The organism is Rhizobium sp. 0TCS1.26 (genome assembly GCF_050455525.1).
In the GTDB taxonomy this organism is placed as follows: Bacteria; Pseudomonadota; Alphaproteobacteria; order Rhizobiales; family Rhizobiaceae; genus Neorhizobium.
Genome location: NZ_JBCIYV010000001.1, coordinates 1350151 through 1376348, shown reverse-complemented (window position 1 = coordinate 1376348; position 26198 = coordinate 1350151). Strand labels below are relative to the sequence as shown.

The 26198-nt window shown below is 63.9% G+C and carries 22 protein-coding genes; 9 read left to right on the top strand and 13 right to left on the bottom strand.

Going from position 1 to position 26198, the window contains the following annotated elements:
• Positions 1–119: 119 nt before the first annotated feature.
• From AAIH46_RS06750 to AAIH46_RS06710, 9 genes are all read right to left on the bottom strand, one after another.
• Positions 120–1799 (bottom strand): Na/Pi cotransporter family protein, encoded by a 1680-nt coding sequence (locus AAIH46_RS06750; RefSeq protein WP_430304887.1) that lies wholly within the window; start codon positions 1797–1799, stop codon positions 120–122.
• Positions 1800–2039: 240 nt separating this feature from the next.
• Complete coding sequence (locus AAIH46_RS06745; RefSeq protein ID WP_430304886.1) at positions 2040–3083, bottom strand: sn-glycerol-3-phosphate import ATP-binding protein UgpC; 1044 nt, start codon at positions 3081–3083, stop codon at positions 2040–2042.
• Positions 3083–3931, bottom strand: a complete 849-nt coding sequence (gene ugpE, locus AAIH46_RS06740; protein WP_430304885.1) for a sn-glycerol-3-phosphate ABC transporter permease UgpE — start codon at positions 3929–3931, stop codon at positions 3083–3085. The genes AAIH46_RS06745 and ugpE overlap by 1 nt, the downstream gene beginning before the upstream one ends.
• 9 nt (positions 3932–3940) lie before the next feature.
• Entirely contained in the window at positions 3941–4822 is an 882-nt protein-coding gene (ugpA, locus tag AAIH46_RS06735) for a sn-glycerol-3-phosphate ABC transporter permease UgpA (RefSeq protein WP_430304884.1), read from the bottom strand.
• A 62-nt stretch (positions 4823–4884) separates the two neighbouring features.
• Positions 4885–6195, bottom strand: a complete 1311-nt coding sequence (ugpB, locus tag AAIH46_RS06730) for a sn-glycerol-3-phosphate ABC transporter substrate-binding protein UgpB (RefSeq protein WP_430305022.1) — start codon at positions 6193–6195, stop codon at positions 4885–4887.
• Between the two features lie 94 nt (positions 6196–6289).
• Positions 6290–7090 carry an inositol monophosphatase family protein gene (locus AAIH46_RS06725; protein WP_430304883.1) on the bottom strand — a complete coding sequence of 267 codons (801 nt, stop codon included), beginning with the start codon at positions 7088–7090 and terminating at the stop codon, positions 6290–6292.
• Positions 7091–7118: 28 nt separating this feature from the next.
• Positions 7119–8177 carry an ABC transporter ATP-binding protein gene (locus tag AAIH46_RS06720; RefSeq protein ID WP_430304882.1) on the bottom strand — a complete coding sequence of 353 codons (1059 nt, stop codon included), beginning with the start codon at positions 8175–8177 and terminating at the stop codon, positions 7119–7121.
• Positions 8174–10348: an ABC transporter permease gene (locus tag AAIH46_RS06715; RefSeq protein ID WP_430305021.1), complete on the bottom strand. Its 2175-nt coding sequence runs from the start codon at positions 10346–10348 to the stop codon at positions 8174–8176. Before AAIH46_RS06715 ends, AAIH46_RS06720 begins: the two co-directional genes overlap by 4 nt.
• A gap of 136 nt (positions 10349–10484) precedes the next feature.
• Positions 10485–11513: an ABC transporter substrate-binding protein gene (locus AAIH46_RS06710; protein ID WP_430304881.1), complete on the bottom strand. Its 1029-nt coding sequence runs from the start codon at positions 11511–11513 to the stop codon at positions 10485–10487.
• Positions 11514–11703: 190 nt separating this feature from the next.
• On the opposite strand from AAIH46_RS06710, the gene AAIH46_RS06705 reads away from it, so the two are divergent.
• From AAIH46_RS06705 to AAIH46_RS06695, 3 genes are all read left to right on the top strand, one after another.
• A complete protein-coding gene (locus tag AAIH46_RS06705; RefSeq protein WP_430304879.1) occupies positions 11704–12705 on the top strand; it encodes a LacI family DNA-binding transcriptional regulator in 1002 nt (333 codons plus the stop codon).
• 194 nt (positions 12706–12899) lie between these two features.
• Positions 12900–13889, top strand: a complete 990-nt coding sequence (locus AAIH46_RS06700; protein WP_430305020.1) for an alpha/beta fold hydrolase — start codon at positions 12900–12902, stop codon at positions 13887–13889.
• 315 nt (positions 13890–14204) lie between these two features.
• Positions 14205–14783 (top strand): helix-turn-helix domain-containing protein, encoded by a 579-nt coding sequence (locus AAIH46_RS06695; RefSeq protein WP_430304878.1) that lies wholly within the window; start codon positions 14205–14207, stop codon positions 14781–14783.
• Positions 14784–14884: 101 nt separating this feature from the next.
• Here AAIH46_RS06695 and iolG read toward each other — a convergent pair whose 3' ends face one another.
• The gene (gene iolG, locus AAIH46_RS06690; RefSeq protein WP_430304876.1) at positions 14885–15874 is read right to left on the bottom strand and encodes an inositol 2-dehydrogenase; all 990 of its coding nucleotides are present in this window, start codon (positions 15872–15874) and stop codon (positions 14885–14887) included.
• Between the two features lie 121 nt (positions 15875–15995).
• Here iolG and AAIH46_RS06685 point away from each other — a divergent pair, with 121 nt between their 5' ends.
• The 6 genes from AAIH46_RS06685 to iolB all read left to right on the top strand — a co-directional run bounded on the left by AAIH46_RS06685 (position 15996) and on the right by iolB (position 22672).
• A complete protein-coding gene (locus AAIH46_RS06685) occupies positions 15996–16811 on the top strand; it encodes a MurR/RpiR family transcriptional regulator (protein WP_430304874.1) in 816 nt (271 codons plus the stop codon).
• Positions 16812–16925: 114 nt separating this feature from the next.
• Positions 16926–18842 carry a bifunctional 5-dehydro-2-deoxygluconokinase/5-dehydro-2-deoxyphosphogluconate aldolase gene (locus AAIH46_RS06680; RefSeq protein ID WP_430304873.1) on the top strand — a complete coding sequence of 639 codons (1917 nt, stop codon included), beginning with the start codon at positions 16926–16928 and terminating at the stop codon, positions 18840–18842.
• Entirely contained in the window at positions 18839–20659 is a 1821-nt protein-coding gene (iolD, locus tag AAIH46_RS06675) for a 3D-(3,5/4)-trihydroxycyclohexane-1,2-dione acylhydrolase (decyclizing) (protein WP_430304872.1), read from the top strand. The genes AAIH46_RS06680 and iolD overlap by 4 nt, the downstream gene beginning before the upstream one ends.
• A 2-nt stretch (positions 20660–20661) precedes the next feature.
• Positions 20662–21561 carry a myo-inosose-2 dehydratase gene (iolE, locus tag AAIH46_RS06670; RefSeq protein WP_430304871.1) on the top strand — a complete coding sequence of 300 codons (900 nt, stop codon included), beginning with the start codon at positions 20662–20664 and terminating at the stop codon, positions 21559–21561.
• 50 nt (positions 21562–21611) lie between these two features.
• On the top strand, positions 21612–21866 hold the full coding sequence (locus AAIH46_RS06665) for a hypothetical protein (protein WP_430304870.1): 255 nt from the start codon (positions 21612–21614) through the stop codon (positions 21864–21866).
• Positions 21863–22672 carry a 5-deoxy-glucuronate isomerase gene (gene iolB, locus AAIH46_RS06660; RefSeq protein WP_430304869.1) on the top strand — a complete coding sequence of 270 codons (810 nt, stop codon included), beginning with the start codon at positions 21863–21865 and terminating at the stop codon, positions 22670–22672. The genes AAIH46_RS06665 and iolB overlap by 4 nt, the downstream gene beginning before the upstream one ends.
• A gap of 7 nt (positions 22673–22679) precedes the next feature.
• Here the strand turns inward: iolB and AAIH46_RS06655 are convergent, their stop codons facing one another.
• From AAIH46_RS06655 to ngg, 3 genes are all read right to left on the bottom strand, one after another.
• Entirely contained in the window at positions 22680–23081 is a 402-nt protein-coding gene (locus tag AAIH46_RS06655; protein ID WP_430304868.1) for a four-helix bundle copper-binding protein, read from the bottom strand.
• 112 nt (positions 23082–23193) lie between these two features.
• Positions 23194–24387, bottom strand: coding sequence for an osmoprotectant NAGGN system M42 family peptidase (locus AAIH46_RS06650; protein WP_430304867.1), 1194 nt, complete (start codon positions 24385–24387; stop codon positions 23194–23196).
• A 3-nt stretch (positions 24388–24390) separates the two neighbouring features.
• Positions 24391–26196: an N-acetylglutaminylglutamine synthetase gene (gene ngg / locus AAIH46_RS06645; RefSeq protein WP_430304865.1), complete on the bottom strand. Its 1806-nt coding sequence runs from the start codon at positions 26194–26196 to the stop codon at positions 24391–24393.
• Between the last annotated feature and the right edge of the window lie 2 nt (positions 26197–26198).

The window sequence follows — 26198 nt, the reverse complement described above, 5'->3', positions numbered from 1 at the left end:
CGGAGCAGGCCCGCAGACGCTTGCCATCGGGGCAGCGAGGCTGCGCAGATCGACCGGGGGCTCACGAGATCCGCTGGGCAGTCTCCGGCTCCCGGCTCCCGACTGCCAGCGGAAACCACTCAGGGCTGCGGAGCGGTGCCGGTATCCTGCCGGGTAATCCGGCTCTGCAGCAGTTCGCCCTGCCGCTCGAGAACCGGATAGGCCGTGGCGGCAACCAGGTGCGAGTTGATCTGCTTGAAGTCGCGCAGCAGATCGAGATGCATCGAGCTGCTTTCCGCCGCTTCCAGCTCGCCGGCCCGCAGACGCGCAAAGTGATCGTTGGTGCCGTCCCGCTCGGCCTTGCGGAAGGCTATCTTCTCGTCGGCAAGAAGGCGTGCGACACGCTCGTCCTGCGACATGAACAGGGCCGCGGCGGTGCGGGCGTTGGTCGACAGCCGGTCGAGCAGGTGGACGAGGTCCCGTTGCTCATCCTTTGACAGCTTGATTCCGCGGCGCAGGCGCTTGGCCAGGCGCGGCAGCACGTTCTGGTCCAGCACGTCGCCGGCATGCTCGAGGCCCGTGGAAAACAACAGGATCTCGTTCAGTCGGCGCCGGTCGCTGCCGCTCAGTTCTTCCGGGTCGATGGAGGTCAGGTAACGCTTCACAGCCGTATTCAACCGGTCGAGGATGGTGTCCTTCTGGCGCAGAGCCGACAGCGCGCGGCGGTCGTTGCTGGTCAGTGCCGCCTTGGTTCCTTCGAGCATCTCACCAAGAATGTCGACGAGCCGCAGCACTTCGCGGGCTGCTGCCTGCAGCGCCACCACGGGCGTCTCGGTGGCGGACGGATCGAGATAGCGCGGCTGGCCGGGATCTGTCTCGTCGATCTTCTGCGGCATCAGTTTCACCAGCATGCTGGCGAACGGCGTCAGGAACGGCATGAAGGCGATGGCGACCAGGAGATTGAAGGCGGTGTGGAAATTGGCCACCGCGCGGGCGCCGTCGGTGCTGAAGGAGGTCAGCAGGTCGGTGATCGGCGACAGGAGCGCCATGGCGATCGCCACGCCGACGATCCGGGTGGCAAGATTGCCGAGCGGAACGCGGCGCGATGCGAGGTCGCGGCCCGCCTGGCCCTCGAGCAGGGGGTTGATGGCGGTGCCGAGATTGGCGCCGAGCGTCAGCGCGAAGGCCTGGTAGGGGTCGATCAGCCCCTTGCTGGCAAGCGACATGATCAGCAGCACGACCGCAACGCTCGAATGGGCGGCCCAGGTGACGACCGCAGCCAGCAGCAGGCTCAGCAGCGGCGTCGATGAGACTGCTGCCAGGACAGCACCGAAGGCCGTCGTGCCGGCATATTCGGCCAGCGCATCGAGCAACTGGTGCAGGGCAAGCAGCATGAAGCCGAGGCCGATGAAGACGCGGCCGAGGTCATGGATCTGCGGGTTCTGCACCCGCCGGAACATCAGCACGCCGAGCAGGATCAGCGCCGGTGAGGCGGCCGCGACGTCGAAGGACAGCACCTGGACGATCAGCGTGCTGCCGACATTGGCGCCGAGCATCACGGCAAGTGCGGGTACCAGATCCACCCATCCGCCAGCGGCAAACCCGGACGCCATCAGGCCGGTCGCGGTGCTGCTCTGAAGGATCGCCGTGACCCCCATGCCCGCGAGGAACGACTTGAACCGGTTGCTCAGCGCCCGGCCGAGAAATGATCGCAGCGACGGACCGAAGGCCCGCTGGATGCCCGTCTGAACCATGCGAGAGCCCCACAGCAGAAGCGCGATGTGGCCAGCGAGAGCGATGAGAGCAAAAATGAACGACATGATATTCTCATCCGGTGGAAGTCATGAGCGACGCTCGGCAGTCTGCCGAACACGGCAGTTCGGTAGCCGGCAAATAGAATCGGCGATTTGCCGGCCGGCACGCAAGCCGCTCTGCAGCGGCTTGCTGTTCCAAATCCGACACATCGGCGGAAACCGGAGCCGATCCGCGAAGTCGGATCGATCGGCAGGCACGTTTTCCGTCTCCCGCCGGCCCGCCGGCCCGCCCGCCCGCCGGTCCGTCTAGAGCCGCTTACCGCCTGCGTCGAAGAAGTGGATGCGGCTTGGATCGGCGGTCAGCATCAGCGGCTCGCCGATTGCGATCGCTGAGCGTCCCGGTACGCGGAAGACGATCGTGCTGCCATCCGGCAGTGTGCCGTAGACGTAGCTTTCAGCACCCACCAGCTCGACCGCCGTGACGTTCACGGGGGTCTGGAAGGAACTGCCCTCCATGCCGCTCGCAATGAGGATGTCTTCCGGCCGCATGCCGATGGTCGCAGTGCCCTGCGGTGTCGGCATGGTGCCCGATGACGCCCAGCCCGACCCGTCGCCGAACGGAATGAGGTTCATCGACGGCGAGCCGATGAAGGTGGCGACGAAGGTGGTCGCCGGCTTCTCGTAGAGCTCGATCGGCGTGCCGACCTGCTCGATCTTGCCACCATTCAGCACCACCAGCCGGTCGCCCAGCGTCATTGCCTCCATCTGGTCATGGGTGACGTAGATGCTGGTCGTTGCAAGCGACCGCTGCAGGCGCCGGATTTCCACCCGCATCTGCACGCGCAGCTTGGCATCGAGGTTGGACAGCGGCTCGTCGAACAGGAAGACCGCCGGCTTGCGGACGATCGCTCGACCCATGGCGACGCGCTGGCGCTGGCCGCCGGAGAGCTGCCGCGGCTTGCGATCCAGGAACTGCTCGATTTCCAGCGCCCGCGCCGCTTCGGTGATGCGCCGGTCGATCTCGTCCTTCGGTGTGTTGCGGTTCTTCAGACCGTAGGAGAGGTTCTGCCGGACGCTCATATGCGGATAGAGCGCATAGTTCTGGAAGACCATGGCGATGTCGCGCTCGGCCGGCTCCAGATTGTTAACGACCTTGTCGCCGATGCGGATCTCGCCGCCCGAGATGCTCTCGAGCCCCGCCACCATGCGCAGCAGCGTCGATTTTCCGCAGCCGGACGGCCCGACAAGGACGATCATCTCGCCGTCGTCGATCGGCAGCGAGACGCCCTTGATTGCCTCGACGTTGCCGGCATAGACCTTGCGGACGTCCCTGAGTTCGATTGTTGCCATTACTTTTCAGTCTCCACCAAGCCTTTGACGAACCAGCGCTGCATGAACACGACGACGAGCACCGGCGGAATGATGGCCAGGATCGCAGTGACCATGACGTAGTTCCACGGGGTCGACGCGTCGGTGAAATCCACCATGCGACGCAGGCCAATAATGATTGTGTTCATCTCGGCCCTGTCGGTGACGAGCAGCGGCCACAGGTACTGGGTCCAGCCGTAGATGAACAAGATGACGAACAGGGCCGCGATGTTGGTCGCGGACAGCGGCAGCAGGATGTCGCGCATGAAGCGGAACGGTCCTGCATTGTCGATGCGTGCCGCCTCGACCATCTCGCCCGGTATGGTCAGGAAGAATTGCCGGAACAGGAAGGTCGCCGTGGCAGAGGCCATCAGCGGCAGGGTCAGGCCGGCATAGGTGTTCAGGAGGCCGAGATCGACGATCACCTTGTAGGTGGGCAGGATGCGCACCTCGACCGGCAGCATCAGGGTGACGAAGATCAGCCAGAAGAAGCCCATGCGGAACGGGAAGCGGAAAAAGACGATCGCGAATGCCGACAGGAAGGAGATGATGATCTTGCCGACGGCGATTGCCACGGCAACGACGAAGCTGTTGAACAGCAGTCTTTCCAGGCTCACGCCGACGACGCGTTCGACGCCGCCGTTGAGGGCCTCTCCGTAGTTCTCGAGGAAATGTCCGCCGGGCAGCAGCGACAGCGGCGGACGGATGATGGCACCCGACGTCGCGGTCGAGGCGATGAACGTATAGTAGATCGGGAACGCGACGATCACGATGCCGAGGATCAGCATCAGATGCGCCATGAGCTTGGCGATGGGGCGATTTTCAATCATGACGCGGCCTCAACCATAATGAACACGCCGCTCGACGAAGCGGAACTGGAATGCGGTCAACGCGATGACGATGACCATCAGGACGACCGATTGTGCTGCCGAGGAGCCGAGATTGAGGTTCACGAAGCCGTCGTTGTAGACCTTGTAGACAAGCGTTTCGGTCGCCTTTGCCGGGCCGCCGCCGGTCACCGCATGGATGATGCCGAAGGTGTCGAAGAAGGCGTAGACGGTGTTGACCACAAGCAGGAAAAAGGTCGTCGGCGCCAGCAGCGGGAAGACGATCGTCCAGAACCGCCGTGATCCACGGGCGCCGTCGATCGATGCGGCTTCCAGCAACGACTTCGGGATGGCCTGCAGTCCGGCGACGAAGAACAGGAAATTGTAGCTGATCTGCTTCCAGGCGGCGGCAACGATGACCAGCGCCATAGCCTGGTTGCCGTCGAGCAGCGGATCCCAGTTCACGCCGGCGCGGCGAACCAGATAGGCAAGCGTGCCCATCGCCGGGTTGAACATGAACAGCCATAGCATGCCGGCGACGGCCGGTGCGACCGCGTAAGGGATGATCATCATGGTGCGGTAAAAGCCTTTGCCGCGCACCACAAGATCGGCAGCGCAGGCGAGCGCCAGCGCGACGGCCATGGCCAGAAGCGCCGTTGCGATGCTGAAGATCGCCGTCACCTTGAGGGCGTTCAGATAGCTTTCATCCGCAAGGATGGCCGAGAAATTGGCAAGCCCGACGAATGTGCTCTGGAGCCCGAAGGGATCCTCGCGCATGGCGGACTGATAGAGTGCCTGGCTTGCCGGCCAGAAGAAAAACACGACCGTCAGGATGATCTGCGGCGCGACCAGGAAGTACGGCAAGATCCTGTTCGGAAAGACGACGCTTTGCAACGTGGAGCTCCTTGTCTGCGAGTTGGCCGCCCACCGTCAGCGACGACGGGCGGCCAGGAGGATCACTTGCCGATGGCTTGCTTGATCGCTGCATTGCCACGGGTAACGGCCTTGTCGAGAGCAGCCTTGGCGTCCTGCTTTCCGGCCAGCATCGACTCGAACTCCTCGTTCATGATGTCGCGGACCTGCGGCAGGTTGACGAGCCGGACACCCTTGGAGTTTTCCGTCGGCGCCTTGCCCATCATCTGCTGGATCGGCGTCTCGCGGCCGGGGTTCTTGTCGTAGAAGCCCGACTTCTTGGTCTCCTCGTAGGCTGCCGTGGTGACCGGCAGGTAGCCCGAGACCTGGTGCAGGCGCGCCTGGATCTTGGTCTGCGAGAGGAAGTTGAAGAACTCGGCAACACCCTTGTATTCGGCGTCGGTCTTGCCGCCGAAGACCCAGAGGCTGGCGCCGCCGGGGATGGTGTTCTGCGGGCCGCCCGCACCATCCGCATAGGGAAGCTGGCCGATGCCGTAGTTCATGCCGCTCTTGACGATATCGCCGAGGCCGCCGGAGCTTTCGGTCAGAATGGCGCATTCGCCGGAAGTGAACAGCTGCTTGGCCTCGGACGTGCGCCCGCCGTAGCGGAAGGTGCCGTCCTTGGCCAGATCGGCGATCGCCTGAAAATGCTTGACGAACGGCTCGGCATTGAACTTCAGCGTGACATCGGTGCCGCCAAGCCCGTTCTCGTTGGTGCCGTAAGAGAGGTTGTTCCAGGCGGCGAAGTTTTCAGTCTGGATCCAGGTCAGCCAGGTCGACGTGAAGCCGCAATTGGCGGCACCGCTCGCCTTGATCTTCTTGGCCGCTTCGAACACTTCGCCCCACGTTTTCGGCGGCGCATCGGCATACAGGCCAGCCTTCGTGAAGATGTCCTTGTTGTAGTAGAGGATCGGTGAGGACGAGTTGTAGGGGAAGGACAGCATCGTGCCGTCCGGCTTCGAGTAGTAGGAAACGATGCCCGGCAGATAGGCCCCCTTGTCGAACTTGAAGCCGCCCTTGGTAAGGACGTCGGCGACAGGAACCACGGCACCCTGGGCGCCCATCATCACGCCGGTTCCCACGTCGAAGACCTGGATGATCGCCGGCGGCTGCTTGGCGCGGAAGGCGGCGATGCCGGCGTTCAGCGTTTCGGGATAGGTGCCCTTGAACACCGGCATGATCTTGTAGTCCGGATGGGCTTCGTTGAATTCCTTGGCGAGCTGCTCGACGACCTCGTTGTTGGCGCCGGTCATCGCATGCCACCAGGCGATCTCGGTCGCCGCCAGAGCGCTCGACGCCATCAGCATCGAAGCGCCAGCCGCGATCACAGATTTGACGATAGTTTTCATGGTGATATTCCTCCCTTTCCATGAACCTTCGGATCTTGTCGATCCCTTCGCAGCTGCATCTCACTGCCGTGCAGCCTGCGTTTCCTCGACCGGTCGGCTGTCAGGCCACCCCGGCAATCTCCTTCAGATCTCCCATGCCACCCGGACCGGCGGCCAGCACCGGCGCCCCCCTGGTCAGCCGCTCTCCCTCGGTGGGGAAGGGCAGGTACCATCCGCCGGCTTCCTTGACCAAGCAATATCCCGCCAGGCAATCCCAAGCGTGCATGTGCGGTTCGAAGTAGCCGACCAGGCGTCCCGCAGCGACATAGGCAAGCATCAGCGCGCCGGATCCCAGCCGGATGAAGTTGCCGCCGCGCGACAGGAGATCGGTGACGATCCGGCCTACGGCTTCCGGAGAAGCGTGATGATTGGCGCCGATGCCGGTGACCGCATTGCGCACCGTCTTCCGGTCGTCGAGCAGCAGCACGCGGCCGTTCAGGCGGGCACCGTGACCCTCTGCGGCGGAGTACAGCTCTTCATGGCACGGCACGTAGATGACGCCGATCACCGGCCGGCCGTCGTAGAGAACGGCAACCGAGATGCACCAGTTCGGCATTCCGTGGACGAACGGGCTCGTGCCGTCGATCGGGTCGACCACCCAGGTAAAGCCTGAACTTCCTTCGGCCAGGCCAGTTTCCTCGCCAAGGAAGCCGTCTTCGGCAAACCGTTCGGCGATGCGGTCGCGCAGCAGCGCTTCGACATCGAGATCGGCGATCGACACGACGTCATGAGGGTCGGCCTTGATCTCGATCTCCAGGCTTTCGCGCCGATTAAAGTAGTCGAGCGCCAGCGCACCCGCAGCGCGGGCGACCTCTTCGGCAAGCTGGTGTCGATCGCTGAGCGACCGTTCGTCGAGTGTCATGGAGAAGCAATCCTTCGTAAAGCGGCGGCTATTCGTCGATGATGGCAATGCCCCGGCTCTTCAGGCCGATGGAGACCTGCGTGCCGGGCGGGAGAGGGCGTTCGACGGAGGGGTCGACGATGAATAGTGTTCCGTCGCGCGTCTCCGCTTCGTATTCGATGTGATCGCCCAGATAGGCGGTGTGGCTGATGCGACCGGGATAGGCGGCGGTCTCCGCCGGCTCGAGGGTGATGGCGCTTGGACGGACGGCGAGTTTGGCGCGTCCCGGCCTTGCGCCACGCGCCGGAACCTGATGGCGCAGGCGCTCGATGCTGATTGTCGCCTCGTTGCCGTTGATCTCAATGATGTCGCAGGGCACGACATTCGCCTCGCCGATGAAGTCGGCGATGAAGGTGGAGGCCGGCGCCTCGTAAAGCTCGCGCGGAGTTCCCTGCTGGGCAATCACGCCATCCTTCATGACGATGATGCGGTCCGAGACAGCGAGTGCCTCGTCCTGATCATGCGTCACGTAGACCGCGGTGAACTGCAGCCGCTGCTGCAACTCGCGGATTTCGGTGCGCACCCGCCGCCGCAGTCGGGCATCAAGGTTGGAAAGGGGCTCGTCGAGCAGCAGCACCTGCGGCTCGAGAACCAGTGCGCGGGCGACCGCCACGCGCTGCTGCTGACCGCCCGACAGTTCCGCCGGCAGGCGCGCACCCATGCCGGCCAGCCCGACGAGTTCCAGTCCGTGCTCGGCCTTTTCGCGTGCTTCGTTGCGCTTCAGGCCCGACGACTGCAGGCCGTAGGCGACATTGTCGAGCGAGGTCATGTGGGGAAACAGCGCGTAGGACTGGAAGACCATCGATACGTCGCGCTCGTTGGCCGGCAGCATGGTGACGTCCCTGCCGCCAATCAGGATGCGGCCAGAGGTCGGATGCTCAAGGCCAGCCAGCATGCGCAATGTCGTCGTCTTGCCGCAGCCGGATGGGCCGAGCAAGGTGACGAGCGTCCCAGGCTCGACGGTGAGCGACAGATCCGGGATAGCGGTGAAGGCCCCGAAGCTCTTGCGGACGTTCTCGAAGACGACGGATCCGGCGTGTGCACTCATGCGAGGTTCTCCTTGGCCAGAGCGGCTGCAGTCGGCGCGGAAAGCCCGGCGACACGGTTTTCGCGGCGCAGGCGGCGTTCTCCGACAAGCAGCTGGAAGGCGACGATCACCGAGATCATCACGACGATCAGCATCGAGGAATAGGCGATGGCGACACCGTATTCGCCATTCTCGACGAGGCCGACGATGTAGGAGGTCGCCATGTTGTACTGGGCGCTGACGAGGAAGACGACGGCGCTGACGGAGGTGATGGCGCGCACGAACGAGTAGACGAGGGCAGCGGTGATCGCCGGCCGCAGCAGCGGCAGGATGACCTTGCGCAGCGTGCGGAAACTGTTTGCCCGCAGCGTCAGCGAGGCCTCGTCGAGGCTCTTGTCGAGCTGGCTCATGGCGGCCACGCCGCCACGCACGCCGACCGGCATGTTGCGGAAGACGAAGCAGGCGACGAGGATCAGCGCCGTACCGGTCATCTCCAGCGGCGGCAGGTTGAAGGCCATGATGTAGCTGATGCCGATGACAGTGCCTGGAATGGCAAAGCTCATCATCAGCGCAAACTCGAAGAACTGCCGGCCTGCGAATTTCTGCCGGACGATAATGTAGGCCGTGGCGAGACCGACGATGGCCGTCAGCGGCGCTGAGATCAGGGCGATCTTCATCGTCGTCCAGAAAGAGTTCCAGGCGACGCCCGTCCAGGCAAGCCCACCATCGCGGACGGTCACCGAGAAGGCGCGGGCGTAGTGCTCGAGCGTCAGGGTGTTGTCGAGGCCCCAGGTTTTCACGAAGCCGCCGATGAGGATCATGCCGTAGACGACGAGCGTGAAGATGATCCACGGGATGACCATGGCATGGACCGCAATCGACAGCGACTTCGGCAGCGCGATATGGGCGCCGCTGTCGCCCTTGCCGGTCACCGTCGCGTAGTTCTTGCCCGACAGCCAGAGCCGCTGGGCAAGGAAGGCGGACAGCGTGAAGGTGAGTAGGATCATGGCCAGAACCGCCGCGCGCGTCGGATCGTTCTGGGCGCCGACGACGGCAAAGAAGATCTCGGTCGACAGCACGCCGTGGCTGCCCCCCAGCACCAGCGGATTGCCGAAGTCGGCCATGCTTTCGATGAAGCCGATCAGGAAGGCATTGGCGAGGCCAGGCTTCATCAGCGGCAGAGAGATGTGCCAGAACGTCCGCCAGCGGTTGGCCTGCAAGGTTTGAGACGCTTCTTCCATCGACGGGCTGACGCCTTCGACGACGCCGATCAGCACCAGGAACGAGATCGGCGTGAACGATAGAACCTGCGCGATCCAGATACCGGTGAGGCCGTAGAGCCAGCGGCTGGGCTCCATGCCGAAGAGGGTGGAGAGCGTCTGGGTGACGACGCCGGAGCGGCCGAACAGCAGGGTCAGCGCCAGGCCGATGACGAAGGGCGGCGTGATGATCGGCAGCACGGTCAAAAGCCGCAGGCCGCGCTTGAAGGGAAACCGCGTGCGCGTGGCCACCAGCGCGAATGCGAGGCCGAGGATGGTCGAACCGGCGGCCGTCATGATCGCCAGCCAAAGGGTGCGCCAGGCAATGCCGCAGCGCCCGCCGCCGATCACGCAATCGAGGCTCCAGATCGACGTGTTGACGAAGTTGCGGGAAAAGCCGGAGAGGTTGATCGAGCCGTCGAAGTCCTGGAAGGCGCCAGCGAACATGCTACCGATCGGGTAGAAGACGAAGACTGCGACGAGAAAGATCAGCAACGACACGGTCGAGACGACGAAGGCGTCGCCGCGCATCACGCCACGTTCCGCCAGCCCGAGTGAGAAGATCAGCACAAAGACGAAAGCCGACAACACGGCGCCGGCGCCCATCGGCGGCTGCCCGTCAGACAGCTGGCCAAACAGCGTCTCACTGATCGTCCAGTTCCAGCCGCCGATGCCGATCGCCAGTCCCTGCAGCGCCAGAAAGGCCAGACCGCAGGCGCCGGCCACCGTCAGCAGCCGCGCCCGCAGCAACGGGTCGACGATGAAGCGGGCCGCGACTGAGCAGGCCAGCGCCACGATGGCACCAAGAATCCAGGGGCGGCCGAAGAGCCCCACCTGCAGGATCGCCGGTGCCGTGGACGCGGAGGGATAGTCGGCAAGCCAGCCGAAGGCATAGAAACCCTGCTCGATCCGGTACCAGGGCAGGACGATCATCGCCAGCAGCCCGAGCGCCAGGACGATGTCGATCCTGAGGTTTCGTTTGTCTCTGATCACTGGCGCTCTCGCGGATGAGAAAGGGTGAGGGAAGGGGCCGCCGATCCCGATCCGGAGCGGCGGCCCTCAGCGTCGATCAGTTGGCGATCGCACTGATCTCCCGGTCCCAGCGCTCCAGCAGCGCCTTGCGCTTGTCAGCGGCGCCATAGGTCGCGAAGTCGTAGTCGATCATCTTGATGTCTTCGAACCGCGGCGCTTCCTTGGGAATTTCGGCGCTCTTGTTCGACGGCAGCTGGAAGGACTTGGCGTCCTTCATCTTCGACTGCACCGCGGCGGTCAGCGCCCAGTCGTACCAGGCCTTGGCACTGTCGAGATTGCGGGCGCCCTTGATGATCGACATGGAGCCGATCTCGTAACCCGTGCCTTCGCAGGGCGAGACGGATTTCACCGGAAAGCCCTCGACCGTCTGCGCGACTGCGTCGTGCAGGAAGACGACGCCGATGGCGGTCTCGCCGCGGGCTGCGGCCTTCACCGGTGCCGAGCCCGACTTGGTGTATTGCGAGATATTGGCGTTGAGCTTCTTCAGGTAGTCGAAGGCCTGATCCTCGCCCATCATCTGCACGAGTGTCGCCAGCGCCGTGTAGGCGGTGCCGGAGGAGTTGGGGTTTGCGATCTGGATCTCACCCTTGTAGGAGGCGTCCAGCAGATCCGCCCAGCACTTGGGCTCCTTGAGGCCCTTCTGTTTCAGAAGGTCGGTATTGTAACCCCAGCCGAGCGCGCCGGCGTAGACACCGACCGTTCGGTACCCGGAGGTTTCCGCCTGCTTCTTCGCCCAGTCCGTCAGTTCGTCGAGCTTCTGCGACTTGTATTCGAGCGTCAGCCCGTCGGAGGCTGCCTGTAGATGGGGATCGCCGGTGCCGGCCCACCAGATGTCGGTCTTCGGATTGCGGGCTTCGGCACGGATCTTGGCATAGGTCTCGCCTGACGACAGGCGCACCATGTTGACCTGGATGCCGGATTCCTTCTGGAAATTCTGCTGCATCTGCTCGCAGATGACGACGTCGGCCGAGCAGATGAGATTGAGCTCGCCGGCCGCATAGGTCGCCGTTGCATTCGTCGTAAGGCCGGCCGCCAATGCGGTCGCCGCCCAGAGAGCCAAGCGCATGATAATCCTCCCAGGTTATAGCGATGCCTCCACATCGCCCGCTTTGCAAGCGTGTGCAATCGTTTCATGATGGGAGTGGCTTTGTCAACCTCGCCCGCGTCACCGGGCCTTTCCGGACGCCGTGTGACTGTCATCTTGTTGTTGCACGCGTTTGCAAAACTCGTCATGTCTATGCGCAGGGGAGGACAGGATGAGCCGCAGGGTGTTCGTCAGTGCCAAGGAAGTCGCCGAGCGGGCCGGAGTATCGCGGTCTGCGGTATCGCGGACGTTTACGCCTGGCGCCAGCGTCTCGGACGATACGCGCCAGCGGGTGGTCGAAGCCGCCGAGGCGCTTGGCTACCACGTCAATCATCTGGCGCGGGGGCTGATGCGCAACGAGAGCGGCATCGTCTGCCTGATCGTGTCCGAGCTTGCCACCCCCTACCGGTCCAGCCTCATCCAGGCGCTGACCCAGCAGCTGCAGAGCGTCGGGAAGATCGCCATGCTGATCGATACGGATCGCTCCGACGGCAGCGTCGACCAGGCGCTGCGCCAGGCGATCAGCTACAGGGCGGATGCCTCGATCATCCTGTCAGGCATGCCGGACAAATCGATCACCGACCTCTGTCTGAAGAGCGGCCAGCGACTGGTGCTGATCAACCGCGACGAGGATCGGCCGGGCGCCCTGATGATCAATCTCAATGATGCTGATGCGGCGCGGCGCAGCTTCATCAGCCTGTGGCGGGCCGGCTGCCGGACCTTTGCCTTTGCCAATTCGGCGGCCATGACGCCAAGCCTGATGGCACGCGAAGAGGGCTTCGTCGAAGCAGGCCGCGAACATGGCGTCGAGGTGATCGTCGAGCGGCTTGGTTCGACATCCTATCGCAGCGGCACGCTGCTGGCGCAGCGCCTGCTGACCGGCGAGCGACGACCGGACGCGATCTTCTGCGCCACCGATCTCCTGGCCTGCGGGGTGATGGATGCCGCCCGCGACCAGTTCAACCTCACCGTTCCCGAGGAGCTCTGCATCATCGGCTTCGACGACATCGAGCAGGCATCCTGGTCTTCCTACAACCTCACCACCTTTGCACAGCCCGTCGGTCGCATCGCTGCGGAGGCGGTCTCCTGGCTCAGCCAGCCGGCACAGGTGAGAACGGATCTTCGACGCATGGAGGCCGAACTGGTCTGGCGCGGGTCCGTGCGGGGCGGCTGACGCATCAGCGCCCTTCCGTGCCCCGGAGCCCTTTGCCACCCTTCGCCTGAGGGATGATGCTGACGTGATGATCGGCAGACCCGGCAAACATTCAAACCAGGCGCGGAATGAACAAGAAGCAGACCGGAGAGACCGTTACGCAGGAGGTCAAGACCGGCGAAAGCATGATTGCCGTTCTTCGGAAAGGTGCAAAGATGCCAAACGAATTCGACCTCCCCCTCTCGCGCCGCCAGACGCTTCTGGCCGGCGTCGTCGCATCCGCAGCGATGGCCCTCCCGTCGCAGGCGTTCTCGCAAACCCAAGACCCACAGGCACAGAGCCATTCGAAAGGACTTCCGGACATGACCGACAGCTTCGTTCAGACCAAAGACGGCGTGATGATCTTCTTCAAGGACTGGGGTCCGAAGGACGCACAGCCGATCGTCTTCCATCACGGCTGGCCTCTGTCGTCCGACGACTGGGACGCGCAGATGCTGTTCTTCGTTCAGAACGGTTTTCGCGTCGTTGCGCATGACCGTCGCGGCCACGGCCGCTCGTCACAGGTGTCGGAAGGTCACGACATGGATCACTACGCGGCGGATGCTTTCGCCGTCGTCGAGCATCTCGACCTGAAGAACGCCGTGCATATCGGTCACTCGACCGGCGGCGGCGAAGTTGCCCGCTATGTTGCCAAGCACGGCGAGCCGTCCGGCCGCGTTGCAAAGGCCGTGCTGGTCAGCGCCGTGCCGCCGCTGATGCTGAAGACTGCCGCCAATCCCGAAGGCCTGCCGCTCGAGGTTTTCGACGGCTTCCGCACGGCAACGGCCGGCAACCGTGCCCAGTTCTTCCTCGACGTGGCAGGTGGGCCTTTCTATGGCTTTAACCGCGACGGTGCGAAGGTCTATCCGGGTGTCGTCCAGAATTGGTGGCGCCAGGGCATGATGGGCAGTGCCAAGGCTCACTATGAAGGCATCAAGGCGTTCTCCGAAACTGACCAGACGGAAGACCTGAAGGCCATCAGCGTTCCGACGCTGGTGATGCATGGTGACGACGACCAGATCGTACCGATCGCCGACGCGGCGATGAAGGCGATCAAGCTGCTGAAGAACGGCACCCTCAAGGTCTACAAGGGCTTCCCGCACGGCATGCTGACCACCCATGCCGACGTCATCAACCCCGACCTGCTGGCCTTTATCAAGTCCTGAGCCCGGCCACCTGCCGCCAGCCTATCGGGCGGCAGGTCTTCTCGCGTCCGCGAGTATTCTCGATGAACCTGCCAGATGTCTTGAAAGCCCGTGCGCTCCGGCGACGCGGGCTTTCGACCGTCTGTCTACGGCCAAACGGCATGATCGCCTCGATCACCGGCCGGACTGCGCCGACACGTTGTTTTCGCATGACCATCATACAAAGGTATGTCTGCCTAGGCCAGATGATTGGGCCGCACTCGATCATCGGACAATTTGCGATTGCCAGCGGACGTTGCAAGATGCGTGTGTCAGGAAGATCAAAGGAGACAGGTCATGGCGACGAGCGCAGCTGCCTACACCCAGGATGCTTTCCAATTGCAGTTTGCAGTACAACCGGCGGCCTCGAATGAGATCTCGCGCCTGCTGATGAAGGCGATCGATACCATCGAGCACGATGAGACTGTCGCGATCGACTTCATCAGGAAGGCTTCGGCACTCCTCCGGCCGGCAACGCGCGAAAGCAGGCCCGAGAGCAGGAGGCCGATCTCGCTCGGCGGGCTTGCGCCCTGGCAGGTAAACCGGGTGACCCGCCTGATCGAGGAGCGGATCGCCGGCTCGATCTCGCTCGATGAACTGGCCCAGGCGGCAAAGCTGTCGACCAGCTACTTCTCCGCCGCCTTCAAGGTCAGCTTCGGCATCTCGCCGCACAGCTATATCCTGTCGCGCCGCGTAGAACATGCCAAGCACCGGATGCTGCACAGCAACTCTCCGCTCTGCGAGATTGCGCTCGATTGCGGAATGGCAGACCAGGCGCACCTGTCGCGGGTGTTTCGGCGCGTGACGGGCACGACCCCGAGCGCCTGGCGGCGATACCGCGTCAACCCGGATGCCGCGATCGTGCAGGCTGGCTGAGGCTGTTTGCGCGCTTATCCCGAAGAACGGCGGAAAGCTGCGCTGTGCGACGGATCGCAAACGCCCCGCGAAAGAGGCAGAGGGGCGAGACCCGTTGCAGATCAGACCGTGACGACGGTGCCTGTCGTTGCCGATTTCAACGCCGCGTCGGCAAGTTTCAGAGCCGCGAGGCCATCTCCTGCCGATGGCGAAGGCACTGTGCCGTTTTCCACGCAGTCGATGAAGGCGGAGATTTCCGCCGCATAGGCTGCCGTATAGCGTGTCATGAAGAAATCATGCAGTGGCGGGCGGGTATAGCCGTCCCTGGTGGCTACTTCGATCGACACCGGTCGCTGGTTCTCCGCCGCAACCGACCCCAGCGAACCATGCACTTCGATGCGCTGGTCGTAGCCATAGGTGGCGCGGCGCGAATTGGAGATAATCGCCTGGCGGCCGCTTGCCGTCGTCAGGATCAGGCTGGCGCTATCGAAATCGCCGGCCTCGCCGATCTTCGGATCGACCAGAACGGCCGCGGACGCCATGACCGTTTTGATTTCTTCGCCGAGCAGGTAACGCGCCATGTCAAAGTCATGGATGGTCATATCGCGAAAAATGCCGCCGGAAACCTTGATATAGTCGACCGGCGGGGCGCCCGGATCGCGGCTGGTGATCGTCACCATTTCCACCTTACCAATGGTGCCATTGTCGATTTCGGCGCGCACTGCCTGGAAATGCGGATCGAAACGTCGGTTGAAGCCGAGCATCACCTTGGCGCCGGTTTCCTTCACCACGTCGATGCAGCCTTGAGCCCGGGCAACATCCAGGTCGATCGGCTTTTCGCAGAAGACCGCCTTGCCGGCGCGGGCGAAGCGCTCGATCAGATCGGCATGCGTATTGGTCGGGGTGCAGATGATGACCGCGTCGATGTCCTTATCCGCAATCACCGCGTCGATGGTGCTGACCGCGCAGCCCGCCGCGTCGGCTATCGCTGCGGCTGCATCCGCCATCGCATCCACCACAGCGACCAGTTTGGCGCGCGGGTCGGACGCGATCGCCCGGGCATGCACCTTGCCGATACGCCCTGCGCCCAGCAGAGCCAATCTCGTCACCATGGGTTTCTCCTCCCCTCATGAACTGACAGCGGGATCGGATATCTGCCGATCCATTTGGAATATCTGTTCCATTTTGCTAGTGTGCAGTCATGGTCGTGTCAAGCACCGAAAGGACCGATGGATGAACCAGGCAGGGGCGCCGGCAAGCGTCACCGAATTCGAGGAGCGGCTGCTGGATGTGTCACGGTCGCTTCCCAAGCGTCTGAAGCAGTGCGCCGAGTATGTCGCGACGAACACCGACCGCATTGCCGTCTCGACGGTGGCGGAGTTGGCAGAGGCTGCCGGCGTCCAGCCGTCGGCCTTCATGCGCTTCTGCCAGATCATGGGTTTTTCAGGCTATTCCGAGATGCAGCGGCTGTTCCGCGACAGCTATGTCGGCGGCTGGCCTGATTATGCGACGCGCCTCGATCACTTGCGCGGTATGGACGAACAGAGCGGCCCGAGGCTTCTAGCGGAATTCGTCGAAGCGGGTCGTGCATCGCTGGAGAATCTGCTGAAATCCGTTGATCCGCAGTCCCTCGAGCAGGCGGTTAAGGCGCTGGCGGCAGCGGACCTCGTCCATATCATCGGGCTTCGCCGGTCGTTTCCGGTCGCCAGTTATCTTGCCTATGCGCTGGAGAAGATGCAGGTGCCGGCCATGCTGCATGGTGCGGCCGGGCGGTTGGAGAATGCCAGTGCCATCCGTCCCGGCGACGCGCTGCTGGCCATCACCTTTTCCCCCTATTCGGCAGAGACGCTGGACCTGGTCGAGGCGGTGCGCGCGAAAAGTGTTCCCGTCGTCGCCCTGACGGACATGGCGGTCAATCCGTTGAAGAAGTCGGGAGCCACCGTCCTCAGTATCTCGGAAGTGGATTTCGGTGCCTTCCGGTCGCTGTCGGCAACGCTCTGCGTCGCCATCGCCCTGTCCACGGCGGTCGGGGCGCGGCGGCGTGCCTGAATATCCGAGTTGAAACCTGAGAAAATAGAATTTATAATCCAAAACTGAAGCCGGCACGGGAGAGCCGACGGGCGCCGTACCCGCCCATGCTGCCTGCGGCCAGAGGAGGGCCTCTTGAAGCCACTCGACCTGATCACTATCGGACGTTCGTCCGTCGATCTCTACGGCGCCCAGATCGGCGGCCGTCTGGAGGACATGTCGTCCTTCAACAAGTACATCGGCGGTTCGCCCACCAACATTGCCGCCGGGGCCGCCCGGCTGGGCCTGAAGAGCGCGCTGATCACCCGCGTCGGTGCCGAGCACATGGGACGCTTCATCCGCGAGCAGCTGGTGCGCGAAGGCGTCGACGTACGCGGCGTGGTGACCGATCCGGAGCGGCTGACGGCGCTGGTGCTGCTCGGCATCCGCGACGAGCACCAGTTTCCGCTGATCTTTTACCGCGAGAACTGCGCCGACATGGCGCTCTGCGAAGACGACATTGATCCGGCCTTCGTGGCGGAAGCGCGCTGCGTCACCGTCACCGGCACGCATCTGTCGCATCCGCGCACGGAAGCCGCCGTGCTGAAGGCGCTGCGGATTGCAAGAGAGAGCGGTGCGCAGACGGCGCTCGACATCGACTACAGGCCGAACCTCTGGGGTCTGGCGGGTCACGAGGCGGGCGAAAGCCGCTTCATCGAGTCGGCACAGGTCACGGCCAAGCTGCAGGCGACGCTGCACCTGTTCGACCTCATCGTCGGCACCGAAGAGGAGTTCCACATCGCCGGCGGCTCAACCGATACGCTGGAAGCGCTGCGCGCCGTGCGCAAGGTGTCCAACGCTGCGCTGGTCTGCAAGCGCGGGCCGATGGGCGCTTCGGTGTTCGAGGGCGAGGTCCCCGACAGCCTCGACAAGGGCCAGACGGGCCCGGGGTTCCCGATCGAGGTATTCAACGTGCTGGGCGCCGGCGACGGCTTCATGGCCGGCCTGCTGAAAGGCTGGCTGACCGGTGAAGACTGGCCGACGGCATTGAAATACGCCAATGCCTGCGGCGCCTTCGCCGTGTCGCGGCACGGCTGCACGCCGGCCTATCCGAGCCTCGAAGAGCTGCAGTATTTCTTCAGGACGGGCATAAAAAACAAGGCTCTGCGCAAGGACCAAGCGCTGGAGCAGGTTCACTGGTCGACGAACCGCAAGGGTGACTGGTCGACGATGCGGGTGTTCGCCTTCGATCATCGCATGCAGTTGGAGGCGATGGCCGAAGAGGCGGGCGTGCCGACGGAAAAGATCGGCGCGTTCAAGACGCTGTGCCTGCAGGCGGCAAGCACCGTAGCGGGAGGAGAGGGCGGCTACGGGATCCTCTGCGACGGGCGACTTGGCAGGGAGGCGCTCTATGCGGCTGCCGCCACAGGTCTCTGGATCGGCCGTCCGGCGGAATGGCCGGGTTCGCGGCCGCTGACGCTGGAGCCGGAACTCGGACTGGATTTCGGTGGGCTGAACGAGTGGCCGGCCGAGCAGGTGGTGAAGGTGCTGTGCTTCTACCATCCGGATGATGCGGCTGAGATGCGCGCGGAACAGGAGGCGACGGTGAAGCGCCTGTTCACGGCGGCGCGTCGCAACAGCCTGGAATTCCTGCTCGAGGTTATTCCGTCCAAGGTCGGGCCGGTCGATGACGAAACGGTGGCTGCGATCATCGATCGCTTCTACGAGATCGGCGTCTATCCCGACTGGTGGAAGCTTGAGCCGATGCAGACGCACGCGTCATGGGCCAATGCCTGTGCCGCCGTCGAGCGCCATGACGCCTATACGCGCGGCATTGTCGTGCTCGGTCTCGACGCGCCGCAGGCAGAGCTTCAGGAGAGTTTCGCGCTTGCCGCGGGTTTCGATCTGGTGAAGGGTTTCGCCGTCGGTCGGACGATCTTCGGGGAGGCGGCGCGCCAGTGGTTCGCCGGGCGCATGTCGGATGCCGAGGCCGTGGAGGACATGGCGGCACGGTACCGAACGCTTTGCCGCATCTGGGACCAGGCGCGCGCCAAAAAGGGAGAGGCAGCGTGAAGACGATACGGTTGACGGCAGCGCAGGCGATGATGCGATATCTCGCCAACCAGCTGAACGAGGATGGGCTCCCTTACATCGCCGGCGTCTGGGCGATCTTCGGCCATGGCAATGTCGCGGGCATCGGTGAGGCCTTGTACGGCGTGCGCGACCAGCTGCCGACCTATCGCGGCCAGAACGAGCAGTCGATGGCGCATGCGGCCATAGCCTATGCCAAGCAGCTTGGACGGCGGCGGGCGATGGCGGTCACGTCGTCGATCGGCCCCGGCGCCTTGAACATGGTGACGGCGGCGGCGCTGGCGCATGTCAACCGCCTGCCGGTGCTGTTCATTCCGGGCGACGTGTTCGCCAATCGCGGACCGGACCCGGTGCTGCAGCAGATCGAGGATTTCGGCGACGGCACGGTCTCGGTCAACGACTGCTTCAAGCCGGTCAGCCGCTATTTTGATCGCATCATGCGGCCGGAGCACCTGCTGACGGCGCTACCGCGTGCCATGCGCACGCTGACTGATCCTGCCGATTGCGGACCGGTGACGCTCGCCTTCTGCCAGGATGTGCAGGCCGAGGCCTATGATTACCCGGAGAGCTTTTTCGACAAGAAGACCTGGCGCTTCCGCCGTCCGGAGCCGGATGTTTTCGAATTCGAAGCCGCCGTTGACGCACTGAAGGCGGCAAAGAACCCGGTGATCGTTGCCGGCGGCGGCGTGCATTTCTCCGGTGCGACGGAGACGCTGAGGGCCTTCGTCGAGAAGCACAAGATCCCGGTCGTCGAAACGCAGGCCGGCAAGTCGGCTCTCGCCTGGGATCACGCCTACAACTTCGGCCCGGTCGGCGTCACCGGTTGCGAAAGCGCCAATATCGTCTCGGAGAAGGCGGATCTGGTGCTGGGCATCGGTACCCGTTTCCAGGATTTCACCACCGGCTCGTGGGCGCTGTTCAAGAACCCGGAGCGAAAGATCCTGGCGCTCAACGTGCAGGCCTATGACAGCGCCAAGCACGATGCCATTCCGCTGGTGGCTGATGCCAAGGTGGGCCTTGAAAAGCTCTCCGCAGCGCTCGGGGATCATGCCTTTGCGAGCCCGGATGCTGGCCTCAAGGCCAGCTGGTTTGCCAAGGCCGATGCGGTGACGGCAGCACCTGTCGACGCCAACACGCTGCCGACCGACATGCAGGTGATCGGCGCCGTGCAGCGCGCCTCGCGCGACAATACGGTTGTCATGTGTGCGGCCGGCACCATGCCGGGCGAGTTGCACCAGCTGTGGAAGGCCAAGCTGCCGCTCTCCTACCACATGGAGTACGGCTTCTCCTGTATGGGCTACGAGATCGCCGGAGGGCTGGGCATCAAGATGGCCGAGCCGGACCGCGATGTGATCGTCATGGTCGGTGACGGCTCCTACATGATGATGAATTCGGAGCTGGCGACGGCGGTCGGCATGGGCGTCAAGCTGACGCTCGTCATCACCGATAACAGGGGCTACGGCTGCATCAACCGGCTGCAGATGGGCACTGGCGGCGCCGAGTTCAACAATCTCTACGCCCACAGCAATGTCAGCCCGATCGGCATCGATTTCGCCGCGCATGCGGCTTCGATGGGGGCAAAATCGACCAAGGTGTCCTCGGTCGCTGAATTGGAAACCGCGCTGGATGCGGCCCGCGACGCGACCGAAACGAGCGTGATCGTCATCGATACGGATCCCTATCCGACGCCGGATGCCGGCGGCACCTGGTGGGACGTTGCGGTGCCGGAAGTTTCCGACCGCCCAGAGGTCAATACGGCGCGCGCCACCTACGAAGCCGCGCTCAAGGAAAGAAGCTGAGCATGATCCTGTTTGGTACCAACCCCATCGCCTGGTCGAACGACGACGACCGCTCTCTCGGCGCCCATATCAGCCTCGAGCAGTGCCTCGACGAGACCGCGAAGATCGGTTTCGACGGCATCGAGAAAGGCCACAAGCTGCCGACCGATCCGGCGGGCCTGAAAGCCGTGCTCGAACCGCGGGGGCTGAGATTCGTCTCCGGGTGGCATTCGCTGAACCTGCTCACCAACAGCGTCGAGGACGAGAAGGCTGCCATGCAGCCTTTCCTCAACGTGCTGAAGGCGATGGGCTCAAAGGTCATCATCGTCTGCGAGACCTCCAACGCCATCCACGGCGCCGACGACACGGCGCTTGCCGACCGCCCGAAGCTTAGCCCCGCCGACTGGGCCAAATTCGGTGCCGGCGTCGAGGCGCTGGCGGCGTTTTCCGCAAGCGAGGGCATTTCGCTGGTCTACCACCACCATATGGGAACGGTGGTCGAGAGCGAGGACGAGATCGACCTTCTGATGCAGCATACCGGCCCGCATGCCAAACTGCTGCTCGATACCGGCCACTGCTTCTTCGGTGGCGGCAATCCGGAAGCAGTTGCGGTGAAGTACATGCACCGCGTCGGGCATATCCATGCCAAGAACGTACGGCCGGCGATTGCCGACCAGGTGCGCTCGGAGAAGCTGTCCTTCCTTGAAGGCGTGCGGCGCGGCGTGTTCACCGTTCCGGGCGATGCAGAAGGCGGCGTGGATTTCGTGCCGGTTCTGAAAATTGCCGCCGAACACGGCTATGACGGCTGGGTGGTGATCGAGGCCGAACAGGATCCGGACGTGCGCAACCCGTTCGAATACCAGAGCCTCGGGTTGAAGTCGCTGAAGGCGATGGCCGCCGAAGCCGGGTTGATCAAAGCCTGACCCCGGCTTAACCAGGGGTTTCGTCCCCGGTCCCAGCCAAGGAGCTCCCGTTGAAACTTCTCGATCCGATGCACCCGTTCTTCCGGCCTCTCTGGCGGCGTATCCTGACGGCGCTGCTGCCGGCGGCGTGGGGTGCGGTCGAGCTTTACAACGGTTCGACCGGTTGGGGCATCGCCTTCATCGCGGCCGGCGCCTATGGGGCTTACGAGCTGTTGATCATGTACGATCGAACCATGGCAAAGGCTGCGGCCGAGGAGGCCGCGAGACGCGCTCGGCTGGAGACCGACAAGGGAGACGACGAATGACGGATCTTCTGCGCAAGCCGACCGGAACCACCGGAAAGGTGCACGACCTCACTCCGGAAAGCGCCGGCTGGGGCTATGTCGGCTTCGGGCTCTATCGCTTGAAACCGGGCGAGAAGGCTGCCGAACAGACGGGCGAGACGGAGGTCATTCTCGTCCTCGTCGAGGGCAAGGCCGAAATCTCCGGCGGCGGCAAGGCGTTCGGCGAACTCGGCGATCGGATGAGCGTGTTCGAAAAGACGCCGCCGCACTGCGTCTACGTGCCAGCCGGCGCCGACTGGTCGGCAACCGCAACGACCGACTGCACGCTTGCCGTCTGCACGGCGCCTGCCAAGCCCGGTCGAGAGGCAGAAGTCATCGGCCCGGCTGGGATTGCGCTCACCGAACGCGGCAAGGGTGCCAACACCCGCTACATCTTCCCGATCGCCATGGAGGACCGGGATGTGGCCGACAGCCTGCTGGTCACCGAGGTCTTCACCCCCTCCGGCAACTGGTCATCCTATCCGCCGCACCGGCACGACGAGGACAATTTTCCGGAGATGACCTATCTGGAAGAGACCTATTACCACCGGCTGAACCCGAGCCAAGGCTTCGGCTTCCAGCGCGTCTTTACGGACGACGGTTCGCTGGATCAAACGATGGCGGTCTCGGATGGCGACCTGGTTCTGGTGCCGAAAGGCCATCATCCGTGCGGGGTGCCTTACGGATATGAGATGTACTACCTAAACGTCATGGCCGGGTCGCTGCGCAAATGGCGCTTCCAGAACCACCCCGACCACGACTGGATCTTTCAGCGCGACAAGGCGTGAGTGGGTCTCAGCCGATCTGCGCGATCGCGGCGCGGCAGGCTTCTTCGCAGCGCTGGCATGCCTCGCCGCAGATGCGGCAGTGTTCGTGCATTTCGGCGTGACTGCGGCATTCTTCGCCGCACACCCGGCAGGCCTCGGCGCATGCCTGGATGACGGCGCGCATGACTTCGGTGTTCGAACCGGTGCGGCGCGAGGCGATGGCGCCGGTGGCAGCGCAGATATCGGCGCAATCGAGATTGCGGCGGATGCACTGGATGAGCATGCCGTTGTTATCTTCACCGAGGCAGGCGTCGGCGCAGCTGATACAGGTTTGCGCGCAGTCGTAGCAGGCCTCGATGCAGGCAAGCAGCGCATCATTGGTCTGGCCCTGGACATGCGGATGCGTGGAAATCATCTCGCGAACGTGCATGGATCTTCCTCCTGATGTTCCGTGCTGTTGTTTGGGGCGGCAGGAGCGAAACACGCTTTTCTCCCCGGAGTTCCACGCGCCGACGTTCCGCGACTTTTCGGCGTGCTGAGTTCTAGACGACGCTCGGCGAGGGCCGGTTGCCGACCGGTTGCTGCTGCTCCGGCGTCCGGCTGCGGGCAGCCGGCTGCTCGGCAGGCTCCATTGGCTGGCTGGTGAAGCCTTCGGTGCCGGAGGAGATTTCTTCCACGTCGCGGACGATGTTGACCGGGCTTACGGCAAACGCCGAGACGAGCTTGGCGACCGACACCAGTGCGTGCTTATGGATACGCTCGTAGCCGTGCGAGGCATCTATGCCGAAGGCGACGAGGGCCGTTCGGATGTCGTGGCCTGCCTCCAGGGCCGACGCTGAATCGGAGCGGTAATAGCGGAATACGTCCTTCTGATAGGGGATGCGGTTCTCGTCGCAAAGATCGACCAGCTTCTTCGTCAGGTGATAGTCGAAGGGACCGGTCTGATCGGCCATGGCGATCGTTACGCCAAACTCGGAGGAGTTTTGCCCAGGCGCAGTCGTGCCGTTATCCACCGTCAGCATCGAGGCGATTTCCGCGGATACGATGGACGAGGCGCCGACACCGATCTCTTCGGCGATGGTGAAAAGCCAATGGGTATCGACGGGTGTGCGGGCGCTGTTGCGCTCCAAGGCCTCGATGGCGGCGAGGCAGATAGCCACGCCGGCCTTGTCGTCCAGGTGCCGGGAATTTATGAAGCCGTTGTCGTGGAACTCGGTGCCGGTATCGATCGCCACCGTATCTCCGATGTCGATGCCGAGTGCCCGGGTTTCGGCGGCCGAGCGGGTCATCGCGTCGATCCGAAGCTCCACGTACGCCCATCCGACCGGAAGCGTATCCACCTCCTCGTTGAAGGTATGGCCGGAAGCCTTGAGCGGCAGGATCGTGCCGCGGAAGGCGCCGCTATAGGTGTAGATGGTGACCTTGGCGCCTTCGGCGAAGCGCGCCGACCAGTGGCCGATCGGCACCAGCTCCAGGCGTCCGTTCTCCTTGATTGCCTTCACCTGCGCGCCGAGCGTATCGACATGCGACACGATGGCGCGCGCTCCCTTGCGCCGGCTGCCCTGGCGCACGGTACGAATGGCGCCGCGCCGGGTGAGTTCCGGCGTCAGGCCGAGCCTCTCCAGCTCGCGCGAGCAATAGCGCACGACCTCGTCCGTATAGCCCGTCGGGCTGTCGATGGAGAGCAGCGCCTTCAACTGCGCGAGCAGGTAGCTTTCGTCGATATCGATCGTCATCGCTTACATCTTGCCGAGAGAATTGAGGGCGGCGCGGCGTCCGGACAGCGGAAACAGCAGATCGAGAAAGCGCTCGGCCGTCGGCTGCGGGTCGTGATTGGCAAGTCCCGGGCGCTCGTTGGCCTCGATAAATACGTAGTCCGGCTGCGTCGGGTTCTTGACCATGAGATCGATGCCGACCACCGGGATATCGATGGCGCGTGCGGCGCGGATGGCGGCCTCCACAAGCCGCGGATGGACGATTTCCGTCACGTCGTGGATGGAGCCGCCGGTATGCAGGTTGGCGGCCTTGCGCACCACCACCTCACGGCCATCCTCCAGCACGTCGTCCAGCTTAAGTCCGGACAGTTGGAGGCAGCGCTCCGTCTCGGCGTCGATCGGGATGGTGCTTTCACCGCCGGTGGCAGCGGCCCGGCGGCGCGACAGCGTCTCGATCAGGTCACGGACGCTGTGCCGACCGTCGCCGATCACATGCGGCGGCCGGCGGACGGCCGCGGCCACCAGCTTGAAGTCGATGACAACGAGCCGCAGGTCCTCCCCCTCGAAGCAGGATTCGATCAGCACGCGGTCGCAGACCTCACGGGCGGCGGCGATCGCCTTCCGAACGTCTTCCAGGCTGTCGAGACCGACGGCGACGGCGCGGCCCTGCTCGCCACGCGCCGGTTTCACCACCACGCGGGCGTGCTTGTCGAGAAACGCCTGCAGGGCGTCATCATCGTCGGTCGCGGTCATCTGCTCCGGAACGATGATGTCGGCCCTCTCGACCACCCGGCGGGTGACCGCCTTGTCGTCGCAGATCGACATCGCCACGCCGGACGTCAATTCCGACAGGCTTTCGCGGCAGTGCACGGAGCGGCCGCCGTTCGACAGCCGGAAGAAGCCGCCCTCGGCATCGGTGATCTCCACGTGCACGCCGCGGCGGCGCGCCTCGTCGACGATCAGCCGGGCGTAGGGGTTCAGCGCGTCATAGGCTTCGGTCGGCCGGGCAAACAGTCGCTCGTTGATGGAATTCTTGCGCTTCACCGAGAAGGCCGGGATGCGCCGGAAACCCAGCTTCTCATAGAGGCCGATCGCCTGGCTGTTGTCGTGCAGCACCGACAGGTCCATGAACGCTGCACCGCGCGCCTTGAAATGTTCGCCGAGCCGGCGCACCAGGGCCTCGCCGATGCCGGGATGCCGCGCCTGCGGGTCGACGGCGAGGCACCAGAGCGACGATCCCTGTTCCGGATCGCCGAACGCCCGGACATGATCGATGCCGGTCACCGTGCCGAGGATCTCGCCGGTGGTTTCGTCCTCCGCCACCAGATAGGTGGTCGAACGGCTGTCGCGGTTCGACCAGAAGAAGTCCGGCCGGACCTGCACCATGTTTCTGGCGCTGTAGATGCGGTTGACGGCGCGCGCATCGGCTTCCGAGGCAAGCCGGCGCACGCAGAAGCCACGCGGCTGCCTGCGGCCCGACCGGTAGGTCGGCAGATCCAGCCGGAAGGTGTGCGACGGATCGAGGAAGATCTCCTGCGGCGCCTCGGCAAGCAGCACATGCGGGTCGCTCACATAGATGGCAATGTCGCGGTGATCCGGAGCTTCCTCGCGCAGCGCCGATACCAGCCGCGTCGTGTCGTCGAAGGTCTGGGCGAAGATCAGCCGGCCCCATCCGCAGTCGAGGACCGCGGATTGTTCTCCGGACGGCTGATCACCACTGTTCTGGGTTTCGGGGCGCATAAACTCGTAACGCTTGCGCTTCAGCCGATGGGCGAGGGCCTTGGCGCTGCGGACCTTCTGCAGCCGCTCGCTCGTCTTGTCGTTCGCCATGA